16 protein-coding genes are annotated in these 15,011 nt (G+C 63.3%); 7 read left to right on the top strand and 9 right to left on the bottom strand.

Going from position 1 to position 15,011, the window contains the following annotated elements:
* Window positions 1–97: 97 nt before the first annotated feature.
* Window positions 98–847 carry an electron transfer flavoprotein subunit beta/FixA family protein gene (locus tag AC07UX_RS07435; protein ID WP_495191286.1) on the top strand — a complete coding sequence of 250 codons (750 nt, stop codon included), beginning with the start codon at window positions 98–100 and terminating at the stop codon, window positions 845–847.
* Entirely contained in the window at window positions 844–1,776 is a 933-nt protein-coding gene (locus tag AC07UX_RS07430; protein ID WP_495191285.1) for an electron transfer flavoprotein subunit alpha/FixB family protein, read from the top strand. Before AC07UX_RS07435 ends, AC07UX_RS07430 begins: the two co-directional genes overlap by 4 nt.
* A gap of 230 nt (window positions 1,777–2,006) precedes the next feature.
* Here AC07UX_RS07430 and AC07UX_RS07425 read toward each other — a convergent pair whose 3' ends face one another.
* Window positions 2,007–2,219, bottom strand: coding sequence for a hypothetical protein (locus tag AC07UX_RS07425; RefSeq protein ID WP_495191284.1), 213 nt, complete (start codon window positions 2,217–2,219; stop codon window positions 2,007–2,009).
* A 121-nt stretch (window positions 2,220–2,340) separates the two neighbouring features.
* Here AC07UX_RS07425 and AC07UX_RS07420 point away from each other — a divergent pair, with 121 nt between their 5' ends.
* Window positions 2,341–2,943, top strand: a complete 603-nt coding sequence (locus AC07UX_RS07420) for a hypothetical protein (RefSeq protein ID WP_495191283.1) — start codon at window positions 2,341–2,343, stop codon at window positions 2,941–2,943.
* A gap of 8 nt (window positions 2,944–2,951) precedes the next feature.
* On the opposite strand, the gene AC07UX_RS07415 is transcribed toward AC07UX_RS07420, so the two are convergent.
* The 5 genes from AC07UX_RS07415 to relB all read right to left on the bottom strand — a co-directional run bounded on the left by AC07UX_RS07415 (window position 2,952) and on the right by relB (window position 5,325).
* Window positions 2,952–3,134, bottom strand: a complete 183-nt coding sequence (locus tag AC07UX_RS07415) for a hypothetical protein (protein WP_495191282.1) — start codon at window positions 3,132–3,134, stop codon at window positions 2,952–2,954.
* A gap of 146 nt (window positions 3,135–3,280) precedes the next feature.
* Window positions 3,281–3,493 carry a cold-shock protein gene (locus tag AC07UX_RS07410; protein WP_120250550.1) on the bottom strand — a complete coding sequence of 71 codons (213 nt, stop codon included), beginning with the start codon at window positions 3,491–3,493 and terminating at the stop codon, window positions 3,281–3,283.
* Between the two features lie 177 nt (window positions 3,494–3,670).
* Window positions 3,671–4,777 carry a hypothetical protein gene (locus tag AC07UX_RS07405; RefSeq protein ID WP_495191281.1) on the bottom strand — a complete coding sequence of 369 codons (1,107 nt, stop codon included), beginning with the start codon at window positions 4,775–4,777 and terminating at the stop codon, window positions 3,671–3,673.
* A 78-nt stretch (window positions 4,778–4,855) separates the two neighbouring features.
* The gene (locus AC07UX_RS07400; protein ID WP_495191280.1) at window positions 4,856–5,131 is read right to left on the bottom strand and encodes a type II toxin-antitoxin system RelE/ParE family toxin; all 276 of its coding nucleotides are present in this window, start codon (window positions 5,129–5,131) and stop codon (window positions 4,856–4,858) included.
* The gene (gene relB / locus AC07UX_RS07395) at window positions 5,131–5,325 is read right to left on the bottom strand and encodes a type II toxin-antitoxin system RelB family antitoxin (protein WP_495191279.1); all 195 of its coding nucleotides are present in this window, start codon (window positions 5,323–5,325) and stop codon (window positions 5,131–5,133) included. Before relB ends, AC07UX_RS07400 begins: the two co-directional genes overlap by 1 nt.
* Window positions 5,326–5,565: 240 nt before the next feature.
* On the opposite strand from relB, the gene AC07UX_RS07390 reads away from it, so the two are divergent.
* Window positions 5,566–6,576 carry a DUF7946 domain-containing protein gene (locus AC07UX_RS07390; protein WP_495191278.1) on the top strand — a complete coding sequence of 337 codons (1,011 nt, stop codon included), beginning with the start codon at window positions 5,566–5,568 and terminating at the stop codon, window positions 6,574–6,576.
* A gap of 8 nt (window positions 6,577–6,584) precedes the next feature.
* Here the strand turns inward: AC07UX_RS07390 and uvrA are convergent, their stop codons facing one another.
* On the bottom strand, window positions 6,585–9,503 hold the full coding sequence (gene uvrA, locus AC07UX_RS07385; RefSeq protein ID WP_495191277.1) for an excinuclease ABC subunit UvrA: 2,919 nt from the start codon (window positions 9,501–9,503) through the stop codon (window positions 6,585–6,587).
* 904 nt (window positions 9,504–10,407) lie between these two features.
* Between uvrA and AC07UX_RS07380 the strand changes: the two genes are divergently transcribed.
* Entirely contained in the window at window positions 10,408–10,764 is a 357-nt protein-coding gene (locus tag AC07UX_RS07380; RefSeq protein ID WP_495191276.1) for a UrcA family protein, read from the top strand.
* 390 nt (window positions 10,765–11,154) lie between these two features.
* Here the strand turns inward: AC07UX_RS07380 and AC07UX_RS07375 are convergent, their stop codons facing one another.
* Together AC07UX_RS07375 and AC07UX_RS07370 are read right to left on the bottom strand one after the other, a co-directional pair.
* Window positions 11,155–11,916, bottom strand: a complete 762-nt coding sequence (locus AC07UX_RS07375) for an enoyl-CoA hydratase/isomerase family protein (protein ID WP_495191275.1) — start codon at window positions 11,914–11,916, stop codon at window positions 11,155–11,157.
* A gap of 1 nt (window position 11,917) precedes the next feature.
* Window positions 11,918–12,586 carry an HAD family hydrolase gene (locus tag AC07UX_RS07370; RefSeq protein WP_495191274.1) on the bottom strand — a complete coding sequence of 223 codons (669 nt, stop codon included), beginning with the start codon at window positions 12,584–12,586 and terminating at the stop codon, window positions 11,918–11,920.
* 164 nt (window positions 12,587–12,750) lie between these two features.
* Between AC07UX_RS07370 and glmU the strand changes: the two genes are divergently transcribed.
* Both glmU and AC07UX_RS07360 read left to right on the top strand, forming a co-directional pair.
* A complete protein-coding gene (gene glmU, locus AC07UX_RS07365) occupies window positions 12,751–14,043 on the top strand; it encodes a bifunctional UDP-N-acetylglucosamine diphosphorylase/glucosamine-1-phosphate N-acetyltransferase GlmU (protein ID WP_495191822.1) in 1,293 nt (430 codons plus the stop codon).
* A 9-nt stretch (window positions 14,044–14,052) separates the two neighbouring features.
* Window positions 14,053–14,928 (top strand): metallophosphoesterase, encoded by an 876-nt coding sequence (locus AC07UX_RS07360; protein WP_495191273.1) that lies wholly within the window; start codon window positions 14,053–14,055, stop codon window positions 14,926–14,928.
* Window positions 14,929–15,011: the final 83 nt, after the last annotated feature.

The following is a 15,011-nucleotide window of genomic DNA, read 5'->3' as shown; positions in this document are numbered from 1 at the left end:
TCCGCTTTCCCGCCTGAACGATACACCAAAGGGTGCGGGGGGACCGGAAACGGTCCGCCCGTGCCCGTATTGGCGTTTATAATGGAGGATGTTGAATATGAAGATCCTTGTGCCCGTAAAGCGGGTTATCGACTATAATGTGAAGCCGCGGGTGAAGGCGGACGGTACGGGCGTCGATCTGGCGAACGTGAAGATGAGCATGAACCCGTTTGACGAAATCGCGGTCGAAGAGGCCATTCGCCTGAAGGAAAAGGGCGTGGCGACCGAGGTCGTGGCGGTGTCGATCGGCGTTGCCAAGGCGCAGGAAACGTTGCGGACCGCGCTGGCCATGGGTGCCGATCGGGCGATCCTGATCCAGACCGACGATGAAGTCGAACCACTGGGCGTCGCCAAGCTGCTCGCCAAGGTGCAGGAAGAAGAAGGCGCTGGTCTCATCATCCTGGGCAAGCAGGCGATCGACGACGACAGCAACCAGACCGGCCAGATGCTGGCTGCGCTGCTGAACCTGCCGCAGGGCACGTTCGCATCGAAGGTCGAGGTTGCCGATGGCAGCGTCCACGTGACCCGTGAAGTCGATGGCGGTCTGGAGACCGTGAAGTTGAACACGCCCGCGATCATCACCACCGACTTGCGCCTGAACGAACCGCGCTATGCCTCGCTGCCCAACATCATGAAGGCCAAGGCCAAGCCGCTGGCGAGCAAGACTCCTGCCGATTACGGCGTGGACATCGCTCCGCGCCTTGAGACGCTCAAAGTGTCGGAACCGCCCAAGCGCTCGGCCGGTATCAAGGTCGCCGACGTCGATGAACTGGTGACTAAACTCAAGGCTCTGGGAGTGGCAGCATGAGCAAGACGCTTGTTTGGGTTGAACATGAAGGCGGAGCGGTCAAGGACGCGACCCTTTCGGCAGTCACCGCTGCTTCGAAGCTGGGTGAAGTGCATCTTTTGGTCGCCGGCGCTGGCATCAGCGGTGTCGCCGAGGCGGCTGCGAAGATTGCTGGCGTGGGCAAGGTCCATGTCGCCGACGACGCGGCCTTTGGTCATGCGTTGCCGGAAAATGTCGCGCCGCTGATCGTAGATTTGATGGGTCATCATGACGCATTCGTTGCACCAGCCACCAGCAACGGCAAGAATATCGCGCCGCGTGTCGCCGCTTTGCTCGACGTCATGCAGATCAGCGATATCCTGTCGGTGGAAAGCGAAGACACGTTCACCCGTCCAATCTACGCCGGCAATGCCATCGCGACCGTCAAGTCGAAGGATGCCAAGAAGGTTATCACCGTCCGGGGCACCGCTTTTGAAAAGGCGGCGATCGAGGGCGGTTCGGGTGTCGTGGAAGCCGTGGCCTCGACCGGAGACAAGGGCGTGTCGTCCTTCGTCGGTGCCGAGATCGCCAAGCTGGAACGTCCCGAACTGACCAGCGCCAAGATCATCGTGTCGGGTGGCCGGGCGTTGAAGGATGGCGAGACGTTCGAGGCGACCATCTTCCCGCTGGCCGACAAGCTGGGCGCTGCCGTCGGTGCGAGCCGTGCTGCGGTCGATGCGGGCTATGTGCCCAACGACTATCAGGTCGGTCAGACCGGCAAGATCGTGGCGCCCGAAGTCTATATCGCGGTCGGCATTTCCGGCGCGATACAGCATCTGGCCGGCATGAAGGACAGCAAGACCATCATCGCCATCAACAAGGACGAGGATGCGCCGATCTTCCAGGTTGCGGACATCGGCCTGGTCGGTGATCTGTTCAAGGTCGTGCCGGAGCTTACCGAAAAGCTGTAAGCCTTCGTGACGCAGTAGGAAAGGGCGTGGGACTATTCCCACGCCCTTTTTCTATGTCATTTTCAGTTGATGCGTTTGTTGACGATGCCACCAGGGGCATTGGAACACACCGGGGCGATGGTGTCGCCCATAGAAAAGCCGCCCGTCGCTGCCATGAGAGGGGGGTATGGCAGCAAGCGGGCGGCGACCGGCGGCGAGCGGGGACTGTAGCCGCCGGATGGGAATAGATTTTAGTTGGGCAGCGGACGGCTGCTGGTGACGGACGGCGTCACCAGCGGGGTGGTGGTCGCGGTGCCGGTTTCGGCGCGCTGTTCGTCGAGCTTGGCCTTAGCCTCGCCATAGCGGGCGACGATGTCGTCCTTGAACTCGGTCAGCTTGCCTTCGTCATAGAGCTTCTTGCCGACATAGCCTGCGATGGCGCCGAAAATCAGGGTGCGGATCATGGGGAATCTCCTAATCAGTGGGTTTGATGGGATAACTGGCCACGGCGACAGGGGTTCCAAGGGCGATTGCCTGAGCATCGCTTTCCGCTAGTCTTGCGGCGGGCTGTGGGGGAATTGAGGCATGTCGGCTTTCGATCTGGTGTTCGCGGTGTTCGGCCTGTTGCTGGGCCTGGCCATTGCCGAGGTACTGGGCGGCTTTGCCAGGGTGCTCAAACTCAAGCGCGCCGCCAAGCCGGTGCGGGTCGGATGGCTCACCCCGTTGCTGGGGCTGTTCGTCATGCTGGACCTGACCAGTTTCTGGGGCACGGCGTTCAGCATGCGGGACCAGATGGACGCCAGTTACCTGACGCTGGTGGTCGTGCTGACCATCGTGGGCGTCTATCATCTGATCGCGTCGGTGATCTTTCCCGACGAGCCGGAGCAATGGCCCGATTTCGACGATTGGTACGACAAGCAGAACCGGCTGGTGATCGGCGGGCTGTTGGGCGTCAATATCGCCACGATGGTCGGGCAGGCTGTGCTGGACAGCGTCCGTCCGCTGCCCGATGCGCCGGAGGGGCCGGCAGGGGCGGTGGGCTTTCTATTCTATGCCGGCGGCGCGCTATCGTTGTTTGCGTTGCTGATCGCCCTGCTGTTCGTCCATGACCGGCGGTGGAACGTGGCGATGCTGGCGGCGCTGAACCTGATCCTGCTGAGCACCAGCATATTGGAGGATTATGTCTGAAAGCCCGGTCAGGCCGGATTGCCGCCCCGTTCGCGCAGCGCGCGGCTGACGTCGATCTGATCCTGGCGACGGGCCATGGCGAGGAAGGCCGCTTCGGAGCGGAGGCAGCGGTCGCGGACATTGTCCAGCTGCGCGGCGGCGGCATCATCATGCGCCTTGGCCGCAAGGGCGTGATAGTCTGGATTGGCCATGGCAAGGCTCCTTCTGGAAGAAGAAAGGCCGGGCGCCATGGGAGCGGCGCCCGACCGGCCCGCCCGCCGCGCCTGCAAAAAGCACATGCGGCGGGGGCCAGCAACGGGGTGCGGCGCGCCCGAAAGCCCGCCGCCCCGCACGCCGCTTATTCGGCGTGAGCGATGTTCACAGCCGCCATCTTGCCGCGACGGTCCTGCTCCAGATCATAGGAGACGCGGTCCTTTTCGCGCAGCGTGGCGAGGCCGGCGCGCTCGACGGCGCTGATGTGGACGAATGCGTCCGGGCTGCCATCATCGGGAGCGATGAAGCCAAAGCCCTTGTCGGCGTTGAAGAATTTTACGGTGCCTACGATGCTCATGGAAATTACCTTCTTGTCTGCGATGCGTCCCGTGTGGACGCACCGGGTCGCTAAAGGGGCAGGGAAAGAAGGAGTGAGGGAGCCGCAAAGCGCCGAAAGACCGTCGATTTGCGACTATAGCCCCACCCATGTAGGCCATAGGCAGCGAAATAGCAAATCGGGCGCGGGGACAGGCGTTCAGGCGGGCACGGGATGGGGGTGCGCGTCCATGGCGGTGCCCTTTCCTTCGGGGGTTTCGGAGGTTTCTTCGGTCAGGCCTTCGTCGGTCGGGGCGAAATGGAAATAGGCGTCGCGGGCGCGGGCCGCCGCCATTTCATAGGGTTGCAGCCAGGCGGCATGTTCCGCCTCCATCGCCGCCCGCTCATCGGGCGTCAGATCGCGGTCATAATCGTCCACATCATAGTCGCTGCTGGTCGCATCGCCGGTGAAGCCGGGCGGCGGCGGGAAATCGGTACGCCAGCGCTGTAGCCGACTGCTCCACCAATGTCCGCGCAGCCGGGCGGCGGCTTCCTCCGGCGGCAGGTCGGACCGGTTGGGTTCGGGTTCAGGCTGCGGTTCCGGCGCCGGTTCGGGGCGAAGTTCACACCGTTCATCGGCGACGGGACTCTGCGGATTCTGCCCGGCTGCAAGCGGCATGCGCGCGGCGACGAAGAGCGCGGCGCAGGCGCCCGACGAGATGGACGCGGCAACCGCCTCCACCACCGGTTCGGGCGTGGCCGGGCGGGAACCGTCGAGCAGCTGCGCGTCGGCCATCGTGCGGCCGCGGGGCTCTTCGCCGGTGTGGGGGAGGGCGAGGCCGTCCAGCTCCGCCTGCGCGACGTCTTCGGGGCAGATCATGTCGAGATAGGCGGCGAAATCCTGCGCCACGACGCGGGCGAGCGCGGCGTCGGAGCCTTCGGCCGGGGAGTCGGCCATGCGATCGAGCCGGGACAGCATCGACATGGCGAGGCGATTGTCGTGGCGGTGGCGGGTGACCTGGTAATTGTCGGGGTCTTTGCGGATGGTTTCTTCATTGCCGGTGATGGCGCGGGCGAGGAGATCCGTCGCGAGGCGGGCGCGGGCGATCAGGATCGCGGCGTCCCAGCCCAGGCGAAAGGCCGCGCCGTCATGGCGGGTGCGCAGGGCATAAGCGGAGCGGGCGGTGATGCGCACGGCTTCGCAGGCGAGCATGATGACGCCGGAGGCGGCGAGAACGTCGAGAAAGCGCCGCTGTCGCGCCGGGGACCAGCCATCGGCGCGGCTTTGCGGGGCGGCGGTGGGGAGAATGGGGTCGTGGATGGACATGGCTTGGCTCCCGGTTGGAGAAGGTCTTGCCGGGAGGATATGTGGGTGGGGGGCGTGTAGGACAGGGGAATAGGGTTTTCAGGGATAGTGTTGGCGGGCGTGATGGAGCGCCAATATCTGAATCCGGTCGGTCATGACCCGATAGACCAGGATATAGTTTGGATGGACCACCGCTTCCCGCGTGCCGGGAACCCGACCGGTGCGGTGGAGATACGGATGGTCGGGCAAGCGATCGGCAGCGTGACGGATGGCAGCGCCTATGCGGTCGGCCGCCGTCGGGTTACGTATTTCGATATAGTCGATGACACTTTCGAGTTTTCGCAGAGCGCTGGCTCTCCAGACGACCGGCAGCACTATGCCGTTTTGCGCTCGTCCGCCTTTTTGCGGCGGTCGATAATGGCCTGCATCCGGGCCATCGCTTCGTTATGAGGAATGTCGGGTTCGTCCGATGCCATCGCGGCCTCGACCTCCGCACGGAACCATGCGTCATAGGCTTCCGCTTCTTCGGTCGTCGCGAACTCGGACTCGATGGGGGTGAGCTTGGTCATGGGGGGAGTGTAGCAGGTGAGTGCGGTGGGGCCAATTGGGGTGGAGGTGGTTGGTCCGATGTGGATTAGGTTTGGAGGGATTTCGGGATTTAATAAACTGTCGCCGCAACTCCGTTGCATTGTAATTCTCCAGCCAAGCGCTTGCCGTTCGGTATATCTACACCAAATTGAATTAGCACGACGCAACACAAATAAGGAAAAACACAAGGTTATTGACGCATTTGTTACGCGAAGCCAATAATGAAGAAAGCGCTACAGATTTTGGGGGGTAATGTGGAGACTATCAAATTCACTTTTGACGGTAAGCTGGCATCCCAGCATCGAATGGACTTCTATGAGTCCGCTCGATTCCAATACTCAGCATCGAGGCTTCTCGTTAAGCTCGATAATTTCCGACGGACTGGAAATTTTCCTAAAAAAATAACATATAATAATACTCCAGATATCCTGATACTTCCTACTCGACGCGGAAGTTTCGGAATTGATGTAATTGTTCCAGCTCTACAGGCGGCCGCGCCGGTAATTTATGAAGCTCCATTGGGAGCTATGTTGTCGTACGTAATCGATCGAGTCTTCTCATCTGCGGATGATGATGCCATCAAAGCTGCATTGGCGAATAATGACCACCTTCTCGACGTTTTTGAACAAACTATAGAAGGTAGAGATGAGGCCTTGGCCCGCACGCTTGAAATGTTGCAAAGGCGGATGGACAATGAAGATGATCTAAACGGACAGATAAGGTCGCTATATGAACGGCTTCTCGCAGATCAAGAAAGGAAAGCCCTTTTAAGTGATGAGCGAGCGATCCTGCAACGCATTCCAGCAGACGATGAGGCTGAACTCATTACAATGGCTGCCCCGCTCCTTAAAGAAATGAATGTTCCGCTTCGACGCAGTGCGAGAAAGGTAAATATATCCACCTCCGCAAACGATAATGAAACAAGAATTTTGCATGCTAATAAAGCTATGGCCGACGCGTTAGACACGCAAAAAGTTGATAGACGGCTTACAACTATCGATATTAACATAGTCCAGTTTAATAAAGAAAGTGGATGGGGGAAATTCGAGAATGACGAATGGGATGGGCGACCGTCTTTCTCAATTCCTGGAGAGATTTTGGACGATTTAAAGCAAATCGCGGTGAACGCGATGCATGAAGATATGGTTGAAGTTGACTGCTATTTTGTTCGAAGTGCTGCGGGAGTACCTCAAAGAATACTTGTTACCGACATCCGTGAGATCGATGAATAGACGTTCTTTCACTCCGCCGCCACAGCCTCCAGCCCCAACAACGGCGCCAGATACCGCCCGGTAAAGCTGCGCTTCTCCTTCACGACCTTTTCCGGCGTGCCTTCCGCAACCACTTCGCCGCCCTTCACGCCACCCTCAGGCCCCATGTCGATAATCCAGTCCGCCGTCTTGATGACGTCCAGATTATGTTCGATCACGACCACGCTGTTGCCCTGGTCGACCAGCGCGTGGAGGACTTCCAATAGTTTGCGGACATCCTCGAAATGCAGGCCCGTCGTGGGTTCGTCCAATATGTAGAGCGTGTTGCCGGTGGCGCGGCGGCTGAGTTCCTTGGCGAGTTTGACGCGCTGGGCTTCGCCGCCGGACAGGGTCGTGGCCTGCTGGCCGACCTTGATATAGCCAAGGCCGACTTCCGCCAGCATCGCCATCTTGTCGCGGATGGGGGGCACGGCCTTGAAGAATTCGACCGCATCCTCGACCGTCATGTCGAGGACGTCGGCGATGCTCATCCCCTTGAACTTCACCTCCAGCGTCTCGCGATTGTAGCGGGCGCCGTGGCAGACGTCGCAGGTGACATAGACGTCGGGGAGGAAGTGCATCTCGATCTTGAGGAGGCCGTCGCCGGTGCAGGCTTCGCAGCGGCCGCCCTTGACGTTGAAGCTGAAGCGGCCGGGCTTGTAGCCGCGCGCCTGGGCTTCGGGAAGGCCGGCGAACCAGTCGCGGATGTTGGTGAAGGCGCCGGTATAGGTGGCCGGGTTGGAGCGCGGGGTGCGGCCGATGGGCGACTGGTCGATGTCGATCACCTTGTCGCAATGTTCGAGGCCCGTCACCTTGTCGTGCGCGCCGGCGACGATGCGGGCGCCGTTCAGGGCGCGCGCCGATGCCGCATAAAGGGTGTCGATGGTGAAGCTGGACTTGCCCGATCCCGACACGCCGGTGACGCAGGTGAAGGTGCCGAGCGGGATCGACGCGGTAACGCCGGTCAGGTTGTTGGCGCGGGCGTTGTGGACGGTGAGCTTCTTGCCCGACCCCTTGCGGCGCTTGGCGGGCACGTCGATGCGGCGGGTGCCGTTGAGATAGTCCGCGGTCAGGCTGTCCTTGTTCTTGAGGATCTGCTTGAGCGTGCCCTGCGCGACGATGGCGCCGCCATGGACGCCCGCGCCCGGCCCCATGTCGACGATATAGTCGGCGGCGCGGATCGCATCCTCGTCATGCTCCACGACGATGACGCTGTTGCCGAGGTCGCGCAGGCGCTTGAGGGTCACGAGCAGGCGGTCGTTGTCGCGCTGGTGCAGGCCGATCGAGGGTTCGTCGAGAACGTAGAGGACGCCGGACAGGCCGCTGCCGATCTGGCTGGCGAGGCGGATGCGCTGGCTTTCGCCGCCCGACAGCGTGCCGCTGGTGCGGTCGAGGTTGAGATAGTCGAGGCCGACATTGTTGAGGAAGCCGAGGCGCTCGACGATTTCCTTGAGGATGGCCCTGGCGATCTGCTTCTGCTGGTCGTTCAGCGCGTCCGGCATCGCGGTGAAGAAATTGAGCGCGTCCACCACCGAGCGGCGGGTGGAGAGGGAGATGTCCTCGCCCGCGATTTTGACCGCCAGCGCTTCGGGCTTGAGGCGCGCGCCGTGGCAGGTCTCGCAAGGCATGGCGGTCTGGTACTTGGCCAGCTCCTCGCGCATCCAGGCGCTGTCGGTTTGCAGGAGGCGGCGATTGAGGTTGCCGATGACGCCCTCGAACGCTTTCTTGACCTCGTAGCTTTTCCTGCCGTCCTGGAAGCGCAGGGTGACGGGCTTGCCGCCGGTGCCGTGCAGGATGATGAGCTTTACCTCGCCCGGCAGGTCGGCCCAGGGGGTTTCGAGCGAGAAGCCGAACTCCTTCGCCAGGGAGCCGAGCACCTGCATATAATAGGGGCTGGGCGGATTGGATTTGGCCCAGGGGACGACCGCGCCCTTCTTTATGGAGAGCGCTTCGTTGGGGACGACGAGGTCGGGGTCGAACTCCTGCCGTTCGCCAAGACCATCGCAGGCCGGGCAGGCGCCCATGGGGGCGTTGAAGGAGAAGAGGCGCGGTTCGATTTCGGGGATGGTGAAGCCGCTGACCGGGCAGGCGAATTTTTCGGAGAAGACGATGCGGTTGGCGGGGATGCCGGCGCCCTTCATCTTCTTGTCGGTGCTTTGCGCTTCGTCCTCGCGGCCGGGCACGACGCCTTCGGCCAAGTCCACGAAGGCGAGGCCGTCGGCGAGTTTCAGGGCTTGTTCGAAACTGTCGGCAAGGCGCGTGCCCATGTCCGCGTCCACGGCCAGGCGGTCGACGACCACTTCGATGTCATGCTTGTACTTCTTGTCGAGGGCGGGCGCATCCTCGATCAGGTACATTTCGCCGTCGATGCGCACGCGGGTGTAGCCCGCCTTCTGCCATTCGGCCAGTTCCTTGCGATATTCGCCCTTGCGCCCGCGCACCACGGGGGCGAGCAGGTAGAAGCGCGTGCCCTGCGGCAGGAGCATGACGCGGTCCACCATCTGGCTGACGGTCTGCGCGCTGATCGGCAGGCCGGTGGCGGGCGAATAAGGGATGCCGACGCGCGCCCAGAGGAGGCGCATATAGTCGTAGATTTCCGTGACCGTGGCGACGGTGGAGCGCGGGTTGCGGCTGGTCGTCTTCTGCTCAATGCTGATCGCGGGGCTGAGGCCCTCAATATGCTCGACATCGGGCTTCTGCATCATCTCCAGAAACTGGCGCGCATAGGCGGAGAGCGATTCCACGTAGCGGCGCTGACCCTCCGCATAGATGGTGTCGAAGGCGAGGGACGATTTGCCCGAGCCGGACAGGCCGGTGATGACGACAAGGCTGTCGCGGGGCAGATCGACGTCCACGCCCTTGAGATTATGTTCACGCGCGCCGCGCACGGAGATGTGGGTCAGACTCATGGGGCCGTTCTATATTTGTTCGATGGAGCGGGGGCAAGCGGAAGCGGGCATCCCGATGGCGAAGATAGGAAAGCGAACGATCAAATGCGAGGGCGGTTGCGAAGCGTCTGGCGCAAAAGGGATTGAAAGGCCCGCCGCATGTCGTTCGTGGCGTGATGAGGGTTGTTCGTCACCCCACCATGCCGCCGGGCGGTGCGCATGGGCGGATCATCGAAGCGGGCGGGATCGTCATCATCCTGTCGCTATGATGAGGGCATAGGGCGAGCGGGTTGCACCCGTTAAGCGACGGTTCAGTGCGAATGGCGTCGTTTCCCCTTCAAACAGTTATCCCGATCCGGAGTGCCCGACAGCATCTGGATACGCCCCCGGCATCCCTTGCGCCGGGGGCGTTTTCGTGCCTGCGCGATCCGCGCGATGCCCCTGCCTGCGCGATCCGCGCGATGACCCTGTCTGCGTGGTTCGCGCGATGCCCTTGCAGCGAGAGGGGTCTTGATTGGATCGCCACGCTTCGCTCGCGATGACGCTGTGAAGCCGTCTCCGGTCATCAAACCCTAAAGCCGGTCTCGCAATGCGCATGTCGGTGCCGATGGCGATGCGACTCAGGCGCATTTCAACATGTCCCTTACGGAAATGTCGTTTGCAGAAGGGGCGGATGTCGTTCGTCCCGCCGTTCGTCCCCCTGCGTCGGCGCTTGGTCGGCAGTGCCGTCGTTGGCCGACAGGGATCGTTACCGGGTCGAAGCGGACGGGCGCCGGGCAGATTGGGGGCGTAACACAATGAGGCGAACGGGGCAGGTGCCGACCCCTGAAAGACCTTCCCGGCTCCGCCCGTTCGCATCCGGCGCTTCCCATAGCCCCCCCCTTGCCGGGGCGCCGGCCACAACAGATTTCGAGGAGATAGCCCCATGTTCCGTTCGACCCCATTTGCCGCCGTTCTTGCCCCCGTCGCTGTGCTGGCCAGTGCCGCTATCGGTGCGGGCGCCGCGTCCGCGCAGGAATTTCAATCCAACGGCCGGACCACCGGCGTCTATCATGGCGACCTGGACCTGGCGCAGCCGGCCCATCAGCAGCAGTTGCGCAGCCGGATCGCGCGGGCCGCCAACCGCGTCTGCTCGTCGATGGATCTGCAAGCGCAGATGAATTGCAAGGCCAAGGCGATCGCCCATGTCGAAGCGCCGATCACGGCGGCCATCGCGCGTGCCGAGACGGGCGAGCGTTATGCGGACGCGGGCAAGACCGTGCGTCCGGTGGTCGGGAACTGATCCCGACGGGCCATGATGTGACGCGATCCTTCTGCGTTCCCCCGGCTCAGTCGATGGGAGGCGCGTGACTTCTATCGAGGGTACGGTCCCACGCTCTGAACTGGACCCCGGCCTGCGCCGGGGAACGGTTATTGCTGCGCGCGTCATGCCGCCTTGCCATGATCCGCGCGGCCCGTGCGGATGGTTTTGCGATAAAGGCCCGGTTTGCGCCGGGCCTTTTCGTATGTTGGACTTCTTCGGTTTTGGAACGTCAGGCTGAACCGCTATATGCGCCTGCCTGATATTGACGCCTCATAGCGCTGACTCAGTTGAAGCCGGGGAACAAGGCGTTACTCGTTCGAGATGCAAGCCTTCGCTCTCCCTAAACGGATGAGAGGCCGATGTCGCCGGTCAGAAATCCGGGCGGCGTTTTTCGCGGAAGGCGCTGACGCCTTCGGCGAAGTCGGGCAGGGTGAAGGCGTCGCGGAACAGGGCGAGCGTGGTGGCATCGTCGTCCGCCTGGCCTTCAAGGATGCGGCGGACGATCGCCTTGGACGCGCGAACGCTGTGCTGGGCGTTGGCGGCGATGGTGCGCGCGAGCATGTCTGCGGCGGTCAGGGGATCGGGCGCGACCTCTTCGATCAGGCCGATCGCCAGCGCTTCTTCGGCGCTGTGGAGCGCGCCGGTGAAGAGGATGCGTCTGGCGCGGGCCGGGCCGACCAGATCGACCAGCAATTTCGTGTCGAACAGCGAATAGACGATGCCGAGTTTGGCCGGCGTGATGCCAAGGCGCGCGGTCGGCGACGCGATGCGCAGGTCGCAGGCGATGGCAAGGCCGCATCCGCCGCCGACGCAATCGCCGTCGATCGCGGCGATCACCGGCTTTTGGCTGCGGGCAAGCGCATATTGGCTGGCGCGGATCGCGGCCTGATTGGCGATGCGCCAGTCTTCTTCGCGCGAACGGGCGGCAAATTCGTTGATGTCGGCGCCCGCGCAGAACAGGCCGGGCGTGGCGGAGGCGAGGATGAGGACGCGGATCGCGTCATCCGCCATGGCCTGCCCGACAAGTTGGGGGAGCTGTTCCCACATGGCCTGGGTCATGGCGTTGCGCCGGTCGGGTCGGTCGATCAGCAGGCGGGCGACCGGGCCATCCTGTTCCAGCCGCAGCGGCATGTCAGGCGGGCCAGCGTTGCAGCAGCGGGACCAGCTCGTCGAAATGGTCGATCACCGCGTCCGCCTCCAGCGTTTCGACGGGACCGTCGAGGAAGCCGAAACCGACCGCGATATTGGCGATGCCGGCATTTTTCGCGCCGGCGATGTCGTTGATCGTATCGCCGATGAAGATGGTGCGACCGCCGCCTGCGCGGGCGACCATTTCCCGGATCGGGGCGGGATCGGGCTTGGCCACGCCGACGGTATCGCCGGCCACGATGGCCGCGAACCGGTCCGACAGGCCGATCTGGTGCATCAGCGGGATGGTGAAGCGTTCCGCCTTGTTGGTGCAGATGGCAAGCTTGACGCCTGCGCCGGCCAGGGCGTCCATCGCATCCAGCAGGCCGGGATAGGGGAGCGAGTGGATGGCGAGATTCTGCTCATAATAATCGAGCAATATGGGGAGCAGGCTGTCGAGCGTTTCGGCGTCATAGCCGCCCGACGCATCGAGCGCGCGGGCCAGCATGATTTTCGCGCCCTTGCCGACGAAGGGGTGGATAGCGGCGGCCGGGAAGGGCGGGCGACCGATCGTGCCGATGGCGTAATTCACCGCGGCGGCAAGATCGCCGCTGGTGTCGATCAGGGTGCCGTCCAGGTCGAAACCGACGATGTCGAAAGGGATGCTGCTCATGACGCCTGCCATGCCGCCTGCGCGGTGGCAAAGGCAAGGCAAACATGGCAGAGGAAGGACAAGTCATAGCTTTTGCCGGGAAAATCATCGTGACCAGTTCCGCCAGCCGTCCAAGCGACCGTCCTTTGGCCGTCATCATCCTTGCCGCCGGGCAGGGGACGCGGATGAAGTCGTCGCTTCACAAGGTTTTGCATCCGATCGCGGGGCGATCCATGCTGTTGCACCTGCTGGCGAGCGTGGGCGACCTCAAGCCCGAACGGCAGGTGGTGGTCGTGGGCGCGGGGCGCGCGCAGGTGGAAAAGGCGGTGGCCGGCACCGGCGCGGTCATCGCGGTGCAGGAGGCGCAGCTGGGCACCGGCCATGCGGTGGCGCAGGCCCATGATGCGCTGGCGGGATTTGCGGGCGATGTGCTGATCCTCTATGGCGACGTGCCGCTGGTGAGCGCGGGCACGATGCGGGCGATGCTGGATCGGCTGAGCCGGGGCGACGAGCCGCGCGCGGTGGTGCTGGGCTTTCGCCCGGACGATGCGGCCGCCTATGGCCGGATCATCGCCGACGGGCAGGGCATCATCGAGAAGATGGTCGAATATAAGGACGCCAGCGAGGCCGAGCGGGCGGTGACGCTGTGCAATAGCGGGCTGATGGCGGTGCGGTCGACCGACCTGTTCGTGCTGCTGGACCAGATCGGCAACAATAATGCGGCGGGCGAATATTATCTGCCCGATATCGTCATGCTGCCCGGCGGGACGAGCGCCGTCATCGAAACGCAAGCGTGGGAAGTGGCGGGCGTGAACAGCAGGGCCGAACTGGCGGGGGTCGAGGCGGTGTGGCAGGCGCGGCGCCGGGCTGAGGCGATGCGCGACGGGGTGACTTTGGTTGCGCCCGAAACGGTGTTCTTTGCGCATGACACGGTGCTGGGCCGCGATGTGGTGGTGGAGCCGAACGTCGTGTTCGGCCCGGGCGTGACCGTGGCGGACGACGTGGTCATTCACGCCTTTTCGCATCTGGAGGGAGCAAGTGTCGCCAGTGGCGCGGCGATCGGTCCCTATGCGCGGTTGCGGCCGGGGGCGGAGATCGGCGTCAAGGCCAAGGTCGGCAATTTCGTCGAGATCAAGAAGGCGCGCCTGGGCGAGGGGGCGAAGGTCAATCACCTGTCCTATATCGGCGATGCCAGCGTGGGGGCGGGGAGCAATATCGGTGCGGGTGTCATCACCTGCAATTATGACGGCTTCTTCAAACATAGGACGGAAATCGGCGCGGGGGCCTTTGTCGGGTCGAACAGTGCCCTGGTGGCGCCGGTGACGATCGGTGACGGGGCGATCGTGGCGGCGGGCAGCGTGGTAACGAAGCCGGTCGAGGCCGATGCGCTGTGTCTGGTGCGGCCCGAACAGATCGGCAAGGCGGGATGGGCGGCGGCCTTTCGCGCGCGGATGTCGGCAAAGAAGGCGGGCAAGTGAGGGCCCGCCATGACGCGGTGTCAGGGTCGTGAGTTGATCCGGAAATTGCTCTGGGCGTTGCTGGGGATCGTCCTGATCGCCGTAGCGCTTGCCCTGTGGCTGTTCCTCAACGCCAGCGCCATGCCGATCGTGCGGCGGGCCGAAGTGGCGCTGCCCTTTCCCGCCGATGCGCCGCGCAGGGCGGTGCGGGTCGCTTTGCTGACCGACACGCATCTGTCGGGGCCGGACAACAGCCCGGAGCGCCTCACGCGGATCGTCAAGCAGATCAACGGGTTGAAGCCCGACCTCATCCTGCTGGGCGGCGACTATATCGGCGACGACAAGGGCGGGGCGATCTATGATGCGCAGGCGAGCATCGCGCCCTTTGCGGGGCTGCGCGCGCCGCTGGGCGTGGTGGCGGTGCTGGGCAATCATGACAGTCGCAGCAAGCTCAATCGCCGGGCGCTGAGCGAGCGGGACTGGAAGGCGGGCTTTGCGCGCATGGGCATCGCCCTGTTGCTGGACGAGGCGGTGCGGCGCGGGCCGCTGGCGATCGGGGGATTGCAGGATATCTATACCCGCAAGGTCGACATGCCGGGCACGCTGGCCGCGATGGCCCGGACCGGCGGCGCGCCGGTCATCCTGTCGCATGGGCCGGATGTGTTTCCCAAGCTGCCCGGCGCGCGGTCGCTGACGCTGGTGGGGCATAGCCATTGCGGGCAGATCGCCTTTCCCTTCATCGGCATTACCTATGTGCCGTCGAAATATGGCACCCGCTATGCGTGCGGCGTCTATCGGGAGGGCGCGCGGACGATGATCGTGTCGGGCGGGGTGGGCACAAGCAGCGCGCCGGTGCGGATGCTGGCGCCGCCCGATATCTGGCTGGTGACGATCAGGCCGGAATGACATTCTTTTCATCATCGGGCCATGGCGTTGTTGCCGGTCCGGCATTAATGGCATGGCGACATCTACGCCCTATATGGGCGCAA

Source organism: Sphingobium sp. GW821-FHT02B05, assembly GCF_059421905.1.
This window is presented reverse-complemented; position numbering and strand designations above follow the sequence as displayed.